Origin of the sequence: Vibrio sp. B1FIG11, from assembly GCF_905175335.1 — a bacterium.
GTDB classification, from domain to species: domain Bacteria; phylum Pseudomonadota; class Gammaproteobacteria; order Enterobacterales; family Vibrionaceae; genus Vibrio; species Vibrio campbellii.
This window is the reverse complement of record NZ_HG992751.1, coordinates 2,667,345-2,684,018: the sequence shown is the minus strand read 5'-3', so window position 1 is coordinate 2,684,018 and position 16,674 is coordinate 2,667,345. Positions and strand designations below refer to the sequence as shown.

The following is a 16,674-nucleotide window of genomic DNA, read 5'->3' as shown; positions in this document are numbered from 1 at the left end:
CGCTTAGTCCTCCGCTAGTGGTTTAAAGCGGCGCAGCTCAGTTAGACGGTAACCCGTGTATGTACCTAGTAGTAGAATACCTGCCAGTACAATAAGCTGTAGGCCGATAAAGTTAAACGTTAGGTGCTGGATGTACGTGTTAGTCATTGCTAAGTAAACCAGTACCGCTGTTAGCAGTGAACCGCCACCTTGAAGCGCTACTTCTTTCGCACCTTCTTCTTCCCATAGAATCGACATACGTTCGATAGTCCATGACAAGATGATCATTGGGAAGAAGGTAATGGTTAGACCTTCAGTTAGACCAATCTTGAATGCCACAACCGTGAACACAGAGATGATCATGATTACCGTGATGATAACCGCGGATATCCTTGCTACCAGAAGTAAGTTCAGCCTCGATAAGTAACTTCGGATGATCAGACCCGTACCAACAATCAATAGGAAGCCAACGATACCAGTCACAAGTTGCGTTTGTACAAAGGCAACCGCAATCAGAACAGGCATGAAGGTACCGGATGTCTTAAGACCGATGATAACGCGCAGGAACACGACGATCAGAGCGCCGATTGGAATCAGCATGATGGTCTTGAACATCGCTTGTTCTTCAAGAGGCAAGCTGTGGATCGATAGGTTCAATAGACCGTCAGCTTCCACTTTATTATCTGTTGCTTCTTGCGGCGTGAGTTCTTGCTTGATCATTGAGAAGTGAACTTGGCTGTTTTTACCGCCCACTAGGTCAAGTAGAGAAACGTTTGATTCATCCCACACCAGAAGGTTAGGTTGTGCTGCCGCTTGTTCTGAATTTGGTGAGAACAGAACCCACTTGTCACCAGACCAAACTTGAACCATAGGTTGGATGGTTTGACGACGACGGCCATCTTCTAGCTCGATAACACCAACGGTTTTGCTTTGTACACCTGCAGTAAGCAAGATTTTATGCAGTGCATCAGTGCGATCAAAGTCGTTTAGAATTAGTGCCGCGTTTTGGCTGTCTGGATCATTGAGTGTTTTGATCAGCTCACGAGCGAAAGTTTCGTTGTCTGCCGAACGGCTCATCGCGCGCTCAATCAACGCGTTTGCAGCCGCTTGTTGTGGAGCTGAAAGGGTAGGTTTGGTGATTTCACCCGATGGTGGTAGTTCGTCTACCTTCGCTTGAGGATCAACCAAGAATTGTGCTTTGTAGTAAATGGTTTGTGCGCCAGTTGCCTGACGAATTGACCATTCAGCACGGCGGCCTGAATCCGAGTTTACGTAAGAAACACCGTAACCTGGAGACGACGCAGACTCACCGATTAAAGTGTAGCCTTTTTGTGTATGAGGGGCAGCAAGAGAAGCTTTTACTTCACCGCCGTTTGCATTGAATTCAATGCGGGCTTCAACATCCCAAACTTGACGTGTTTCACCTGGAGTCCAAGGAACGCCGTAATTCTGATGTCTGAAAACACTCAAGGCGATGCCTGCCACCACCAAAAGGATGATTGACAGGTAAAATGGTATTCTGGACGTCATAATCTACCTTATTATTTTTTCTCTTCTTCCGTTTGAATATATTTACGGCTTACATCGACGAGTGCGATGTCGCGCATAAATTCTCTTCCTAGTAACACAGGATGGTTCATTTGAGAGCGATCTGCCAACGTAAATTGCGCTTTTTCATGAATTTTTCCAACGCGTACCCAAAGTTCAACAACAGCTCGACGCTCTAGTTCTTCATTGGTTGCTTGACGGATTTTCACATAGCGAATAATTGGCGCTTCAATCCAAATATCTTTCTCTTCTTCTGACTTGGTATTGTCAGCAAGGTGGAAACGCACCCAGTTTTTGCCATTTCGCTCGAATTCTTCAATATCGACTGCATTCAGTGAAGAAGTCGCTGCGCCAGTATCTACGCGAGCATCGAAAGTTTGTTTGATTGAATCGATCGTCACTCGCTCAATTGAGCCAAGGACAATGTCATGGGTAGGAGTGGCTTGAACAGGAGCAGGCGCTTGAACAATGATAGGTTCTTTTGGCTTCCTGACTTCGTCCATCGCTTCTTTGCGGAAGGTGCTAAGTTCGCCATTTAACTTATCCACTTGGTCTTCCAGATTCTCGATGTAATCCGACTGGTTACTAAGTTGAAGCTCTAAGTTGGTAACGCGAGTATTGAAATTCGTTTCAGAAGCCTGAATAGCAGCTAACGTTTCTTGGTGGTACTGTTCGCCTTTGGTTAAAGTACATCCAGATAGTAAGGCGATGGCAACAACCGGAGTCAATCGTATAAACATTGAAAACCTTGGGATTGGAGTAAGTTGTTTGTTTTTTAGGAGTTTAGCGTTATCGACAATCGCTCACAAGCAAGAATCTGCGACAGTCTCTTACAGAGTGAGGAATAGTGACGAAAAGCCAAAAAATTAAGGACGCAATATGCATCCTTAATTAGATTTGAAGAGAGGTTAATGTCTTAACGGAGGGAGTGAGTTAAGACAATGTCAGAAATCTTAGTTAATTATGGCTTGGTTGCCACAAGTACCGCTCGACGAGGGGCAGGGTAGCCTTCTACCGTTTTGCTCGGGTCGTTTGGATCAAGGTAATCCGGCAGTGAGTTATGTGTCATCCAATCGGTCGTGCGCTGCTCACCAACCGTCGTTACGTTTTCATCTACGATGCGCACATCTTTAAAGCCAACCAGTTCTAGCCACACTTTCAGCGCTTTCGCTGAAGGGAAGAAGTACACATTACGCATTTGCGCGTAACGAGACGTCGGAACTAATACCGCATTCTCATCGCCTTCGATGACGAGTGTCTCCAGAACAAGCTCACCGCCTGATACCAACTGGTCTTTTAGCTGCACCAAGTGATCCAGTGGAGAGCGACGGTGGTAAAGCACGCCCATGCTGAATACGGTGTCGAACGCTTCTAACTTAGGTAGCTGTTCAATACCCAGTGGCAATAGGTGAGCGCGTTGGTCATCGCCCATTAACTTGCGAATCGCTTCGAACTGAATTAGGAACAGATGAGAAGGGTCGATACCAACCGTTAGGCGTGCACCTTCACCTAGCATGCGCCACATGTGGTAGCCGTTGCCACAACCCACATCTAATACGCTGCGATTTTTCAGTGGCGAGATGTGAGGAAGCACGCGATCCCATTTCCAGTCACTGCGCCATTCAGTATCGATATGAATACCGTGCACTGTGTATGGACCTTTACGCCATGGGTGGAATGTACGCAGTAGGCTTTCTAGCTTTTTCAACTCGCCTTCATGGAAAGGCGTATCGTTGCTGATAGTCACTGAGTTTTTGATATCCACTTGGTTTGGTGCGCCTTGTGGGATCTTGTTCAGCGCTTTCAGCCAGCGACCAAAGTCACCGTGCTCAGCGTTTTGCCAATCTGTTAATTGTTGAGGTAATACGTTTAGCCACGGCTGAAGACGAGTGTCTTGAGCGATTAACTGATAAAAATTAGCAAAATTAAACATAGTTTTTCACTGAGTTTATGGAGTCAGTAGACCCTGGGTAAAAGTTAAATGTGTCATTCCCTACAGTGAGGGACGAACGTGATAGGGAATCTCGGTTTTTATCGTTTTTGATAAGAGATCCCCAACTCGCTCGTTCCTCGCTCTTGAGGATGACGTCCTAATGAGAGCGAACTGTGTCGCGAAGCTTATTTAATCGCAAACATCGAACCGAAGTTAAAGCACTGGAACCAAACGTCGTAGCTTGAGAAACCAATTTCTGCGAAACGCTCTTTATGATCTTTCTTCGAATCTGGGCGCATCACGTTTTCAATCGCGCTGCGTTTTTGGCTGATCTCAAGTTCGCTGTAGCCATTTGCACGTTTAAAGTCGTGGTGAAGGTCAATCAACAGCTCATTGGATACTTCATCTTCAAACACGAACTTTTCAGACAGAATCAAAATACCGCCCGGGCGCAGACCCGCGTAGATTTTCTCTAGTAGCGCATAGCGATCTTCTGGAGAAAGGAATTGCAGCGTAAAGTTCAGCACCACAACAGATGCGTTTTCGATTTCGATATTACGAATGTCCGCTTCTACTACATCAACTGGCGTATCACTGCGGTACGCGTTGACGTGAAGCTTACAGCGCTCAACCATCGCAGGAGAGTTATCCACTGCAATGATTTGGCAACCTTCTTGTTTGATATGACGACGCATAGACAGCGTAGCAGCACCCAAAGAACAACCCAGGTCGTAGATGTTTGAGTGAGGCTTAACAAATCGCTCTGCCAACATACCAATTGCAGAAATGATGTTGCTGTAACCCGGCACCGATCGCTGAATCATGTCAGGGAAAACTTCCGCTACGCGTTCATCGAACGTGAAATCCCCAATTTTATCGATTGGAGCCGAAAAAATAGTATCTGGATTGCTCTTAGGGTTCATAACCAAATCTCTGCATACAAGCCGCCTGAAATGTCAGGCATCAAAAAAGGCGCGTATTTTATGGGAAATTCGCGCCTCTGTCATTTGCTTAATTATAAGCTTGTCTAAAACATTTGTATTTGCGAGTTGCCATCGTTGGCAGGAAATACAGACAAGTTCGGCAGTGAAAGCCTAAGTTGTAGCTGTTTATAAAGCTTTTCAGCCAGTTCTGGTGCTAAGACGTTATCTGGCGTGTGAATCATCAAGTACGGCTGAATGCCTTGTTCAATCCACATCGGCAGTTTCTTTAACCAAGGTTCGAAAAAGCGCAGGTTATCGTCCATATCTGGATGGCCAATAAAACGAATCATTGGATGCTTGGCGGTAGCAATTGCATGCACCGGAACGCGAGGCTTTTTCTGGTGGGCATCGATCACCGCTTCTGTTGTCGGCTGCGCGGCAAATACAGGGCGGCTGTCCATAATAATACGATCAATGCCGCTCTCTAACAGCCACTGATTCAACGCTCGCTCTTCTTCACCTTTGGAGAAAAACGCCATATGACGAACTTCCACCCCAAGTGGGAAATTCGGCGGAAAGCTGGCACAGAACTTCTTCAGGCGCTCAAGATGCTCAGGCCCAAAAGCTGCAGGGAGCTGAATCGTCCATTGCCCAACACGTTCATGAAGTGGTTCCATTACCGTCATAAAGTCACGTAGCTGCTCGTCGCAACCTCTGAGCATCTGTTCGTGAGTAATCGCTTTTGGCAACTTAAAGGTGAATTTGAAATCGTCGTGAGTCGCGGCTTTCCAGTTTTGCACCGTGTTGAGCGTCGGTGTGGCATAAAAGGTGGTGTTGCCTTCTACGGTATGGAACACCTGCGCGTACTTTTCGAGTCGCTCTGCTGGTTTGGTGCCACTGCCATAAAAGCTTTGTTGCCACTGGTTGTGCGACCACATGGTCAATCCAAGTCGAAGGGGTAAATTATCCATATCTCTGCTTTACGTTTTTTCCTAAGCCCACTTTACGAGAGTTTTGCTGAAATGGGTAATTTCACGCTATAATCCCCACCAATTTTTTCGCTTTGGTGCGCTTTTGAACATTTGTTGTACTAAAAACCACCAATGAATGATAAAACACACTTAATTGTATGTTGAGTAGTCGATTTTCATAGGCTTTCAGCGTATAAATGGATCTTTACTCTGCTCGGCAATGAGGCTGACAGAGCGTAGTTAACAATATTTGAGAGATTGGGAATTTCATTATGCGTACCCATTACTGTGGTCACCTGAACAAGTCCCTTGCAGGACAAACTGTAGAACTTTGCGGCTGGGTTAACCGTCGTCGTGATTTAGGCGGTCTTATTTTTATCGATATGCGAGATCGCGAAGGTATCGTTCAGGTAGTTGTTGATCCAGATATGGCAGATGCGTATGAAGTGGCTAACACACTTCGTAATGAATTCTGTATCAAGCTAACTGGTGAAGTTCGCGTTCGTCCAGAAAGCCAAGTAAACAAAGACATGGCAACAGGTGAAGTTGAGATCCTTGCAAAAGGTCTTGAAATCATCAACCGCTCTGACGTTTTGCCTCTAGACTTCAACCAAAAGAACTCTGAAGAGCAACGTCTGAAGTACCGTTACCTAGATCTACGTCGTCCAGAAATGAGCGACCGCATCAAGCTACGTGCTAAAGCGTCTAGCTTTGTTCGTCGTTTCCTAGATGACAACGGCTTCCTAGACATCGAAACACCAGTACTAACAAAAGCGACACCAGAAGGCGCTCGTGACTACCTAGTACCTAGCCGTGTTCACAAAGGCAGCTTCTACGCGCTTCCTCAGTCTCCACAGCTATTCAAACAGCTTCTAATGATGTCTGGTTTTGACCGTTACTACCAAATCGTTAAGTGTTTCCGTGATGAAGACTTGCGTGCTGACCGTCAACCAGAATTCACTCAGATCGATATCGAAACGTCATTCATGACGGCTGACCAAGTTCGTGCAACGACTGAGAAAATGGTTCGTGAAATGTGGCAAGAGCTACTGAACGTTGACCTAGGTGAATTCCCAGTAATGCCGTTCAGCGAAGCGATTCGTCGTTTCGGTTCTGATAAGCCAGACCTACGTAACCCACTAGAGCTAGTAGATGTTGCTGACCTAGTGAAAGACGTTGAGTTCAAAGTATTCTCTGGCCCAGCAAACGACGAGAAAGGTCGCGTTGCAGTTATCCGCGTACCAGGTGGTGCAGAGCTTACTCGTAAGCAAATCGACGGCTACGCAGAATTCGTAGGTATCTACGGTGCGAAAGGTCTAGCATGGATGAAGGTTAACGACCGTGCAGCAGGCATGGAAGGCATCCAATCTCCAGTAGCTAAATTCCTAAACGAAGACGTGATCAACGGTATTCTAGATCGCACTCAAGCGGAATCTGGCGACATCATCCTGTTTGGCGCAGACAAAGCTAACATCGTTGCTGAAGCACTAGGCGCACTTCGTCTTAAACTTGGTAAAGACCTAGGTCTAACTAAAGAAGGCACTTGGGCTCCTCTATGGGTTGTTGATTTCCCAATGTTCGAAGAAGACGACGAAGGCAACCTACACGCGATGCACCACCCATTCACATCGCCACTAGGTGTGACTGCGGAAGAGCTAAAAGCGAACCCAGCAGCGGCGAACTCAAACGCATACGACATGGTTCTAAACGGCTACGAAGTTGGCGGTGGTTCTGTACGTATTCACAACGCAGAAATGCAAGCAGCAGTATTCGATATCCTAGGTATCAATGCAGAAGAGCAACAACTGAAATTCGGCTTCCTACTGGACGCTCTGAAATTCGGTACGCCTCCACACGCTGGTCTTGCATTCGGTCTAGACCGTCTAGTGATGCTACTATGTGGTACAGAGAACATCCGTGATGTTATCGCGTTTCCTAAAACAACTGCGGCGGCGTGTCTACTAACAGACGCACCAAGCCTTGCAAACCCAGCGGCTCTAGAAGAGCTAGCGATTGCAGTAACAGTTGCGAAAGAAAAAGACGCAGAATAAGCGCACAACAATTAAAGAAAAACTCCCGCATCTGCGGGAGTTTTTGTTTTAATGGCATATATTCTAATAAATTTAGTGAGTTATTGATTAGGACTCTTCATGTCAATTATTTTGGGCATCGACCCAGGCTCTCGTATTACCGGTTACGGCGTGATTCGCCAGCAAGGTCGTCATTTGCAATATCTAGGCAGCGGCTGTATTCGTACTTCTGAAAAAGAGCTGCCAGGTCGTCTCAAGCAAATCTACGCAGGCGTAACGGAAATCATCACTCAGTTTCAACCAGATGTGTTTGCTATTGAGCAAGTGTTTATGGCGAAGAACGCTGATTCTGCACTAAAGCTCGGGCAGGCGCGTGGTAGTGCGATTGTGGCGGCAGTGAATGCGGATCTTCCGGTGCATGAGTACGCCGCTCGCCTCATTAAACAAGCGGTAACAGGTACAGGTGGCGCAGACAAAGTACAGGTTCAACATATGGTTCAACACATGCTTAAATTGCCAGCCAAGCCTCAAGCCGATGCTGCCGATGCGTTAGGTGTTGCCATTTGTCACGCTAACACCAATAAGACACTTGTGGCGCTCGCAGGCAAAGCAACCAGTGCAAGAAAAGGTCGTTACCGTTAGGCGTGTTCTCGTATTAAAAATGAGACATCTCAGACAGATTTAGGGATTAAATTTGTTGAGAAAATGTTACAAAACTATAGTGGTCAGAGGTCTAATAAGAAATCAATCAAGGAAGATTGAACATGAATCCAGCCACGCAGTGGCGCAGTGCATTTATGCCGCGCCAAACTCAATGGACGAGAACACAACAACGTCAAGCCGACATCCTCTCTCTATTTACCCTCATCGCTTTCCTCGTCGGGATCTACAGCCTGATCAAATGGTCCAAACATGGACATGAAAGCTTAATTTTCACCTCAATACTCTTAATCGCACTCGAACTGATATCCGCCTTCAGCCTGAAATGGTTCAAGCACCCAGCATTGTCGCTCAATTTGGGTTTTGTTGGCATGTCAGTGCATGCGCTTAACATCATCTATCAAAGTGGTGGTGTGGTCGATTCAACCCAAACTTACTGGGTACCTTTGTTAGTCGTCGCTTTCTTTTTATCTGGCACTCGTATCATGGCGATCTCATGGAGTGCCTTAGTAATAATGCTTTCTGCCGTTATGACGTATCAGCACGTGTCTGGTTTTGGTTTTCCTCAATTAGTGTTGTCTGAGTCTGCCCTGCGTGTGGAAATATGGTCAGGCACTGTGTTACCGCTGGTGGTGATCTGTATTGCACAAGCCTTTACCGCCAAGCAGCGAGACATCGCGATCGAAAGTGCAGAGAAAGCCAAAGCAGAAAGTGAGTTGGTGGCGCAGAAGGCAACAGAAGGAGAGCTACGTTTAGGGGAGGTGCTAGAGCAGGCGAATCAAAACTCAAGTGAGTTGAAACAAGTCTCCCAAGTGTTGGACGAACAATCATCACAATTAGATGCTCAAGTGAATGCGCTCAATGTAAACAGTGAATCCCAAGCGAGTGCAGCCGAGCAAATGAGTCAGCAAGTGCATCACATGGCGACGGGGATTGAAGAGTCCAGCAAGTTTGTCGAAGAGCTACGAGAGAAGAGTGAAGACGTTCATCAACAAGCTGAGAAAAGCTCGGAATTGCTGGAGGATTCAACCCAAGCGATCAGCCAGATCATTACCAGCCATGAAGATATCATGAAAGTGGCAGACTTGATTACCTCGGTCGCAGAGCAAACCAACTTGTTGGCACTCAATGCCGCTATTGAAGCGGCGCGAGCGGGTGAGCAGGGCAGAGGCTTTGCGGTGGTGGCAGAGCAAGTGCGAGAGCTTTCGGCGAAGAGCAGTCAATCGGCGGTGGAAATTCGGAACTTGCTTGATCGCAGTGAACAAGAAGTGAAGCATGGTCAAAGCGTTGTTACGTCAAGTACAGAGCGAATGAACACCATTATTCAGCAAGTTACCACCATCTCTCATGATGTGCAGAGTCTGTCTGGCATCATGGCAACGCAAATGACGGCTTTAAAAGAGTTAGATGAAGCCAGCAGTGAAGTTGCTAACGGCGTAGTGAACACCAAAACCATTGCCGAAACTGTCGCGCAATACGGCAACGAGCTGAACGGGCAAGTGGTCGCGGTGCGCAACCTCACACAGCAACTTGATCAAGTTGTCTCAAAAATCTAACCCCACCGCATAAAGGACTGGATGTCTATCCAGTTCTTTATTATCCTGTCGCAAATTCATTTCCAAAGAGTATTTATAGTGATTGGACGTCTTCGCGGCACTCTGCTTGAAAAGCAACCACCTGAAGTTTTAATTGAAGTTAATGGCATTGGTTATGAAGTTCAGATGCCAATGAGCTGTTTCTACGAACTGCCAAATGTCGGTGAAGAAGCCATTATTTATACTCACTTTGTTGTGCGTGAAGACGCGCAATTGCTTTACGGTTTCAACACAGTCAAAGAGCGTGCGCTGTTCCGTGAAGTGATCAAAGCGAACGGTGTTGGTCCTAAGCTAGGTCTGGGTATCCTTTCAGGTATGACAGCGAGCCAATTCGTTTCTTGCGTTGAGCGTGAAGACATTTCAACGCTTGTGAAGCTGCCTGGTGTTGGTAAGAAGACAGCTGAACGCCTCGTCGTTGAAATGAAAGACCGCCTGAAAGGGTGGGGCGCTGGCGATCTGTTTACTCCGTTTACTGATGCAGCACCTGCGGACTCTGGTTCTGCGGCTTCTAACAACGCAGAAGAAGAGGCAATCAGTGCGCTTCTAGCTCTAGGCTACAAGCCAACTCAAGCGTCGAAAGTGGTTTCTCAGATCGCTAAACCGGATATGACCAGTGAGCAACTGATCCGTGAAGCACTAAAATCAATGGTGTAACGGAAAGCCCAAGGGAACAATATGATTGAAGCCGATCGTTTAATCGCGCCAGAGAATCCTTCGTTTCGTGATGAAGATGTCATCGACCGTGCGATTCGTCCTAAGAAGCTGGCGGATTACCAAGGTCAGGATCACGTGCGTGATCAGATGGAGATTTTCATCAAAGCCGCTCAATTGCGAAATGAAGCGCTCGACCACCTTTTGATATTTGGTCCTCCAGGTTTGGGTAAAACCACACTTGCGAACATCGTTGCCAATGAGATGGAAGTGAACATTCGTACCACTTCTGGCCCTGTACTTGAGAAAGCAGGGGACTTAGCGGCGCTGTTGACCAACTTAGAAGAAAACGATGTGTTGTTCATTGATGAGATCCACCGCTTAAGCCCGATGGTTGAAGAGGTGTTGTATCCAGCGATGGAGGACTACCAGTTAGACATCATGATTGGTGAAGGCCCAGCGGCGCGCTCTATCAAAATTGATCTACCACCTTTCACTTTGATCGGTGCAACGACGCGTGCAGGCTCTTTGACTTCGCCACTTCGAGACCGTTTTGGTATTACTCAGCGTCTTGAATACTACAAAGTGAAAGACCTGCAAGATATCGTTCAGCGCAGTGCTGACTGTTTGGGTTTGTCTATGGAGTCGGAAGGGGCGTTAGAAGTTGCTCGCCGTGCTCGTGGCACGCCACGTATTGCTAACCGATTGCTACGCCGAGTTCGTGACTATGCGGAAGTAAAAGGCAACGGTCACATTTGTGCTGATACCGCAGACAAAGCATTGAACATGCTTGATGTCGATGCCGAAGGTTTCGATTATATGGACCGTAAGCTGCTGTTAGCGATCATGGAGAAGTTTGGTGGTGGACCTGTTGGTTTGGACAACATGGCAGCGGCGATCGGTGAAGAGAAAGACACCATCGAAGACGTTCTTGAACCATATCTAATCCAACAAGGCTATTTGCAACGCACTCCGCGTGGTAGAATTGCCACCGATCGTGCTTATTTGCATTTCGGAATTGAAAAGTAAGATTTCAACGCTGGGCACGTAGTGCTCAGCTTTTCACCAATGTTGACCAACCTCTCATTTATTAAATCTCTTCTAATACTAAATAGGTAATAAAAACTTATTGGTTGTTAACTCTATGTTCTTAGCCAACTGATAAATCTCTCTCCTGATTACGCTCCTTTAACATCCCTTTTAAATATCGTTTGATCTGGATCAAATTGATGGATTTTTGTTCAAATTCGACGCCTAAAGATTGATATATATCAAAGCGCTTTCCTGCTATAAACCTTTTGAAACAAACTGTTTTTAGAAGTAATATTAGGCCCAGCTATATTAGCTGATGCTTAACAATTAACTAACCAACGAAGCACATTTTTGCAACAAAGCGTTGTGATAATTCAACATTTTTCAAGTGTAAATAACACTTGTGTATGGATTGCAATATGTAGAGAGTGTCATTCAGCCGACACATAGGAGTTACCATGATTGACGTAGTTGATCTGTCGCGGTTGCAGTTTGCACTGACAGCGATGTATCACTTCCTATTCGTACCATTGACCCTTGGTATGGCCTTCCTTTTGGCCATTATGGAATCGATGTACGTAATGACGAACAAGCAAATCTACAAGGACATGACCAAGTTCTGGGGTAAGCTGTTCGGTATTAACTTTGCACTTGGTGTGGCTACCGGCCTTACCATGGAGTTCCAGTTTGGTACGAACTGGTCTTACTATTCCCACTATGTAGGTGACATCTTCGGTGCGCCACTTGCGATCGAAGCACTGGTTGCTTTCTTCCTGGAGTCAACTTTTGTTGGTCTATTCTTCTTCGGGTGGGATCGTCTATCGAAACGTCAACACTTGGCGGTAACCTGGTTGGTTGCTCTAGGTTCTAACTTCTCTGCACTTTGGATTCTTATCGCGAACGGCTGGATGCAAAACCCAGTAGGCGCTGAGTTCAACTTCGAAACCATGCGTATGGAAATGGTGAGCTTTGCAGACGTTGTTCTAAACCCAGTAGCGCAAGTTAAATTTGTACACACAGTAGCGTCAGGTTACACGTGTGGTGCAATGTTCGTTCTAGGCATCAGTTCATACTACCTACTGAAAGGCCGTGACGTGGCGTTTGCTCGTCGCTCATTTGCTATCGCAGCATCTTTCGGTATGGCAGCAATTCTATCGACAATCGTTCTAGGTGACGAATCTGGTTACGAGTTGGGTGAAGTTCAAAAAGTGAAACTAGCGGCAGTTGAAGCAGAATGGCACACAGAGCCAGCGCCTGCAGCATTCACGCTATTTGGTATTCCAAACCAAGAAACAATGAACACCGATTACGCGATCAAGATCCCTTACGTAATGGGTATCATCGCAACGCGTTCATTTGACGAGCAAGTAACAGGTCTACACGATCTACGTGAAGAGCACGTTGACCGTATCCGTACAGGTATGTACGCGTACGAGCTACTTGAAAAACTGCGTGCAGGCGACAAGTCTGAAGCAAACATGACAGCGTTTGACGAAGTGAAAGGTGACCTAGGTTACGGTCTACTTCTAAAACGTTACACAGAAAACGTTGTTGATGCGACAGAAGACCAAATCCAAGCGGCTGCGGATGATTCTATCCCAACAGTTTGGCCACTATTCTGGTCATTCCGTATCATGGTTGCGTGTGGTTTCATTATGCTATTCGTATTCGGTGCGTCATTCATCCAAACATGTCGTCAGAAGATCGAACAGAAACCTTGGGTTCTTAAAGCTGCATTGTTCAGCATTCCACTTCCATGGATTGCGATCGAAGCAGGTTGGTTCGTTGCAGAATACGGTCGTCAGCCTTGGGCAGTAGGTGAAATTCTACCTGTTCATGTAGCGGCATCTGCACTGACTGCGGGTCAGATTTGGACTTCACTATTTGCAATCCTAGCGCTATACACTGTGTTCCTAATCGCAGAAGTATACCTAATGGTGAAATTCGCTCGTAAAGGTCCAAGCAGCCTGAAAACAGGTCGCTACCACTTCGAGCAAAACGCTGACTCTGTTGAAGACAAAGTTAGTCGCCAAGTAGAAGCGTAAGGCAAGGAGATAACAAGATGTTTGATTACGAAATCTTGCGATTCATCTGGTGGGTACTGATCGGTGTTCTACTAGTTGGTTTCGCGATTACTGACGGTTTCGATATGGGTGTAGGCGCGCTTGTACCTGTAATCGGTAAAAACGACACGCAACGTCGTGTGATGATTAACTCAATCGCTCCGCACTGGGATGGTAACCAAGTATGGCTTATCACTGCAGGTGGTGCATTGTTCGCTGCATGGCCTCTAGTTTACGCGACATCGTTCTCTGGTTTCTACCTAGCGATGATCCTAACTCTAGCGGCACTTTGGCTACGTCCAATCGGTCTTGATTACCGTTCGAAAATCGAAGATCCAAAATGGCGTAACACTTGGGATATCTGTATCTCAATCAGTGGTTTCGTTCCACCAATCATCTTTGGTGTTGCGTTTGGTAACCTTCTACAAGGTGTTCCATTCCAGTTGAACGAATTCCTAATGCCAACGTACCACGGTTCATTCTTCGGTCTACTAAACCCATTTGCTCTGCTATGTGGTCTAGTAAGCTTGTTCATGATCCTGATGCAAGGCGCAACTTGGCTGCAAATGAAAACAACTGGCGAAGTACACACTCGTGCTCGTAACGTAGCTCAGCTTACTGGCCTACTAACAGTGGTTGCTTTCGTAGCAGCAGGCTTCTGGATCCAAAACATTGAAGGCTACGTAATCGTAGGTGGTATCGACACTGCAGCAGCGTCTAACCCTCTAAACAAAGAGGTTATCCGTGAAGCAGGCGCGTGGATGACGAACTTCGAAACTTACCCACTACTATGGGCTGCACCTGTATTGGGTGTTGCTATGCCGCTTCTAGCTGTATTGGCATCTCGTCTAGAGAAGTGTGGTATTGCGTTCCTAACATCAAGCCTAGGTAACGCTGGCGTTATCTTTACTGCTGGTATTGCGATGTTCCCATTCATCATGCCATCAGACCTAGTGCCAAGCCACAGCCTAACAATGTGGGATGCAACTTCATCTGAGCTGACTCTGAACCTAATGACAGGCGTAGCGTTTGTTATGGTTCCAATCATCTTGGCTTACACGTCTTGGACTTACTACAAGATGTTCGGTCGCTTGGATGATCAGTTCATCGAAGACAACAAAAACTCACTTTACTAAGGAGCTATTACTATGTGGTATTTCGCATGGATTCTAGGTGTACTACTTGCTTGTGCATTCGGTATCATCAACGCTCTTTGGTTAGAGCACTCAGAAATGATGGATAAAGACAGTGAGTAATCTCGCTGGCAAGGTAGCGAAACTTCACGCACCAATGGACAAGACTCTGCTGAGAGTCTTGGCCTTAATCCTCGGCTTTATGCACGTTGGATTGGTGATGTGGGACCCAAACGCATACCATCGAGAAATTGGTGGCTTTAATGCGTTTATCGCGCCAGCATTGATTTGGGCTTGTTGCTCAAGCATGGTGTATGGCGTGGGTTTTAAACCGAGAAACTGGTACTGGCAAGTATTGTTCAGCCCTTACTTCTCACTCGCTATCCTAATTTATCTAACTGCACTGTATTTCATGTAAGCGTTACACTCTGAAATAAAGTCGGTTACTAAATCATCGAATAAAAGCCAGGCAGTTTGTCTGGCTTTTATTTTTTCTACAAAATTCAAAAATATTCCCTTCGCTCAGTACCAATTACTGCCGCTTCAGTTATAGTAATTGCTTTAAAGAATTGAAATTACTGGTACTCCCTTGCAAGGCACATCAAATCCCTTCCGCTGGCCGATCACCGTGTATTACGAAGACACGGATGCGGGCGGCGTTGTATATCATTCAAATTATTTGAAATTCTTTGAACGTGCACGCACTGAGATGTTGCGTGCAAAAGGCGTTTCCCAACATGTGTTATTGGAACAAAACATAGGCTTTGTTGTCCGACACATGGATATCGATTTCAACCAAGGCGCTAGGCTGGACGAGCATTTGACCGTTCTAACCCGAGTGTCAGAAATAAAACGTGCTTCCCTGCAATTCTGTCAAGAGTTAGTCAATGATGAAGGCAGAACATTGTGCAAGGCAATGGTTAAGGTAGCATGTATCGATAATAAGAAAATGAAGCCAATTGCGATTCCATCATTTATCAATTCGGAGCTAACAAATAGTGACTGCTGATATTTCCATTTTAGATCTCTTTCTTCAGGCCAGTCTGTTGGTAAAGCTTGTGATGTTGACACTGCTAGGCATGTCAATCGCATCATGGGCTATGATCATTAAGCGCAGCAAAGTCTTATCTCAAGCATCAAAAGATGCAGAGTCATTTGAAGACAAATTTTGGTCGGGCACGGATCTTTCACAGCTTTATCAAAAAGTGAAAGGCCGCAAAGACGACATCACGGGCACAGAAGAAATCTTCTACGCAGGTTTTACCGAGTTCGCACGCCTACGTAAGAGCAACGCAAACTCACCAGCTTACATCATGGAAGGTACTGGCCGTGCAATGCGCGTCGCTGTTGCTCGTGAAGTTGATGAACTTGAAACCAGCCTACCATTCCTTGCAACGGTTGGTTCTATCAGTCCATACATTGGTCTGTTTGGTACCGTTTGGGGCATCATGCACGCGTTCATCGCTTTAGGTGAAGTGAAGCAAGCAACGCTTTCAATGGTAGCGCCAGGTATCGCTGAAGCACTGATTGCGACAGCGATGGGCCTATTCGCGGCAATCCCTGCGGTAATGGCTTACAACCGTCTAAGTAACAAAGTAAGTAAGCTAGAACACACATACGCAACTTTCTCTGAAGAATTCCACAGCATTCTGCACCGTCAAGCGATGGCGGGTCGAGACAGCGCAAGTAAGGAATAAGTCATGGCGGGTTACCAACCTAAAAAGCGTAAAATGACTGCAGAGATCAACGTCGTACCTTACATCGACGTGATGCTTGTTCTGTTGATCATTTTCATGGCGACCGCTCCATTTGTGACTCAAGGCGTGGATGTGGATCTACCACAAACGTCGACGGCTGAATCCATGCAAGATCTGGCTGGTGATACAGACAGCAGCTTCATCATTATCGAAATCGATCGTGACGGCAATTTAGGCCTAAGCGTGAATGATGAAGAGGTTCAACGCGGTCTATCACTACAAGACGTGATTGTGCGCGTGAAAGCCGAGCGTGAGATTAAGCCTGATTCACCTGTTGCAGTCGGTGGTGATGCGGCAACGCCATACGCTGACGTTGTACTTTTGCTTGACGAGTTAAGTCGTGCAGGCATCCCAAAAGTGGGTCTGATGACCGATATCAAGGAATAGACATCGTACATC

The 16,674-nt window shown here is 46.3% G+C and carries 17 protein-coding genes; 12 read left to right on the top strand and 5 right to left on the bottom strand.

Annotated elements, in window-relative coordinates; genetic code table 11:
- Nucleotides 1-3: 3 nt before the first annotated feature.
- The 5 genes from KHO06_RS12405 to KHO06_RS12385 all read right to left on the bottom strand — a co-directional run bounded on the left by KHO06_RS12405 (nt 4) and on the right by KHO06_RS12385 (nt 5,354).
- Nucleotides 4-1,509, bottom strand: a complete 1,506-nt coding sequence (locus KHO06_RS12405; protein ID WP_005426303.1) for an inactive transglutaminase family protein — start codon at nt 1,507-1,509, stop codon at nt 4-6.
- 11 nt (nt 1,510-1,520) lie between these two features.
- Nucleotides 1,521-2,267: an ATP-dependent zinc protease gene (locus KHO06_RS12400; RefSeq protein WP_005426107.1), complete on the bottom strand. Its 747-nt coding sequence runs from the start codon at nt 2,265-2,267 to the stop codon at nt 1,521-1,523.
- 221 nt (nt 2,268-2,488) lie between these two features.
- On the bottom strand, nt 2,489-3,460 hold the full coding sequence (gene cmoB, locus KHO06_RS12395; RefSeq protein WP_005426262.1) for a tRNA 5-methoxyuridine(34)/uridine 5-oxyacetic acid(34) synthase CmoB: 972 nt from the start codon (nt 3,458-3,460) through the stop codon (nt 2,489-2,491).
- A gap of 185 nt (nt 3,461-3,645) precedes the next feature.
- Nucleotides 3,646-4,383: a carboxy-S-adenosyl-L-methionine synthase CmoA gene (cmoA, locus tag KHO06_RS12390; RefSeq protein WP_005426299.1), complete on the bottom strand. Its 738-nt coding sequence runs from the start codon at nt 4,381-4,383 to the stop codon at nt 3,646-3,648.
- Nucleotides 4,384-4,487: 104 nt separating this feature from the next.
- Nucleotides 4,488-5,354, bottom strand: a complete 867-nt coding sequence (locus KHO06_RS12385) for a DUF72 domain-containing protein (RefSeq protein WP_212581684.1) — start codon at nt 5,352-5,354, stop codon at nt 4,488-4,490.
- Between the two features lie 272 nt (nt 5,355-5,626).
- Between KHO06_RS12385 and aspS the strand changes: the two genes are divergently transcribed.
- The 12 genes from aspS to tolR all read left to right on the top strand — a co-directional run bounded on the left by aspS (nt 5,627) and on the right by tolR (nt 16,662).
- The gene (aspS, locus tag KHO06_RS12380) at nt 5,627-7,405 is read left to right on the top strand and encodes an aspartate--tRNA ligase (protein ID WP_005426152.1); all 1,779 of its coding nucleotides are present in this window, start codon (nt 5,627-5,629) and stop codon (nt 7,403-7,405) included.
- A 99-nt stretch (nt 7,406-7,504) separates the two neighbouring features.
- Entirely contained in the window at nt 7,505-8,026 is a 522-nt protein-coding gene (gene ruvC / locus KHO06_RS12375) for a crossover junction endodeoxyribonuclease RuvC (protein ID WP_005426231.1), read from the top strand.
- Between the two features lie 122 nt (nt 8,027-8,148).
- Nucleotides 8,149-9,600 (top strand): methyl-accepting chemotaxis protein, encoded by a 1,452-nt coding sequence (locus KHO06_RS12370; RefSeq protein WP_212581683.1) that lies wholly within the window; start codon nt 8,149-8,151, stop codon nt 9,598-9,600.
- A gap of 78 nt (nt 9,601-9,678) precedes the next feature.
- Nucleotides 9,679-10,293: a Holliday junction branch migration protein RuvA gene (ruvA, locus tag KHO06_RS12365; protein WP_043882971.1), complete on the top strand. Its 615-nt coding sequence runs from the start codon at nt 9,679-9,681 to the stop codon at nt 10,291-10,293.
- A gap of 21 nt (nt 10,294-10,314) precedes the next feature.
- Nucleotides 10,315-11,319 carry a Holliday junction branch migration DNA helicase RuvB gene (gene ruvB / locus KHO06_RS12360; RefSeq protein ID WP_009698277.1) on the top strand — a complete coding sequence of 335 codons (1,005 nt, stop codon included), beginning with the start codon at nt 10,315-10,317 and terminating at the stop codon, nt 11,317-11,319.
- A gap of 461 nt (nt 11,320-11,780) precedes the next feature.
- Nucleotides 11,781-13,367, top strand: a complete 1,587-nt coding sequence (gene cydA / locus KHO06_RS12355) for a cytochrome ubiquinol oxidase subunit I (RefSeq protein ID WP_038889167.1) — start codon at nt 11,781-11,783, stop codon at nt 13,365-13,367.
- Between the two features lie 17 nt (nt 13,368-13,384).
- Nucleotides 13,385-14,521 (top strand): cytochrome d ubiquinol oxidase subunit II, encoded by a 1,137-nt coding sequence (gene cydB, locus KHO06_RS12350; RefSeq protein ID WP_038889166.1) that lies wholly within the window; start codon nt 13,385-13,387, stop codon nt 14,519-14,521.
- 12 nt (nt 14,522-14,533) lie between these two features.
- Entirely contained in the window at nt 14,534-14,641 is a 108-nt protein-coding gene (gene cydX / locus KHO06_RS12345) for a cytochrome bd-I oxidase subunit CydX (RefSeq protein ID WP_000270284.1), read from the top strand.
- Nucleotides 14,634-14,936, top strand: coding sequence for a cyd operon protein YbgE (ybgE, locus tag KHO06_RS12340; RefSeq protein ID WP_212581682.1), 303 nt, complete (start codon nt 14,634-14,636; stop codon nt 14,934-14,936). The genes cydX and ybgE overlap by 8 nt, the downstream gene beginning before the upstream one ends.
- Before the next feature lie 171 nt (nt 14,937-15,107).
- On the top strand, nt 15,108-15,527 hold the full coding sequence (gene ybgC / locus KHO06_RS12335; protein WP_005426200.1) for a tol-pal system-associated acyl-CoA thioesterase: 420 nt from the start codon (nt 15,108-15,110) through the stop codon (nt 15,525-15,527).
- Nucleotides 15,517-16,215 carry a protein TolQ gene (gene tolQ / locus KHO06_RS12330; RefSeq protein WP_005426224.1) on the top strand — a complete coding sequence of 233 codons (699 nt, stop codon included), beginning with the start codon at nt 15,517-15,519 and terminating at the stop codon, nt 16,213-16,215. The genes ybgC and tolQ overlap by 11 nt, the downstream gene beginning before the upstream one ends.
- 3 nt (nt 16,216-16,218) lie before the next feature.
- On the top strand, nt 16,219-16,662 hold the full coding sequence (gene tolR / locus KHO06_RS12325; RefSeq protein WP_009842719.1) for a protein TolR: 444 nt from the start codon (nt 16,219-16,221) through the stop codon (nt 16,660-16,662).
- Nucleotides 16,663-16,674 lie beyond the last annotated feature (12 nt).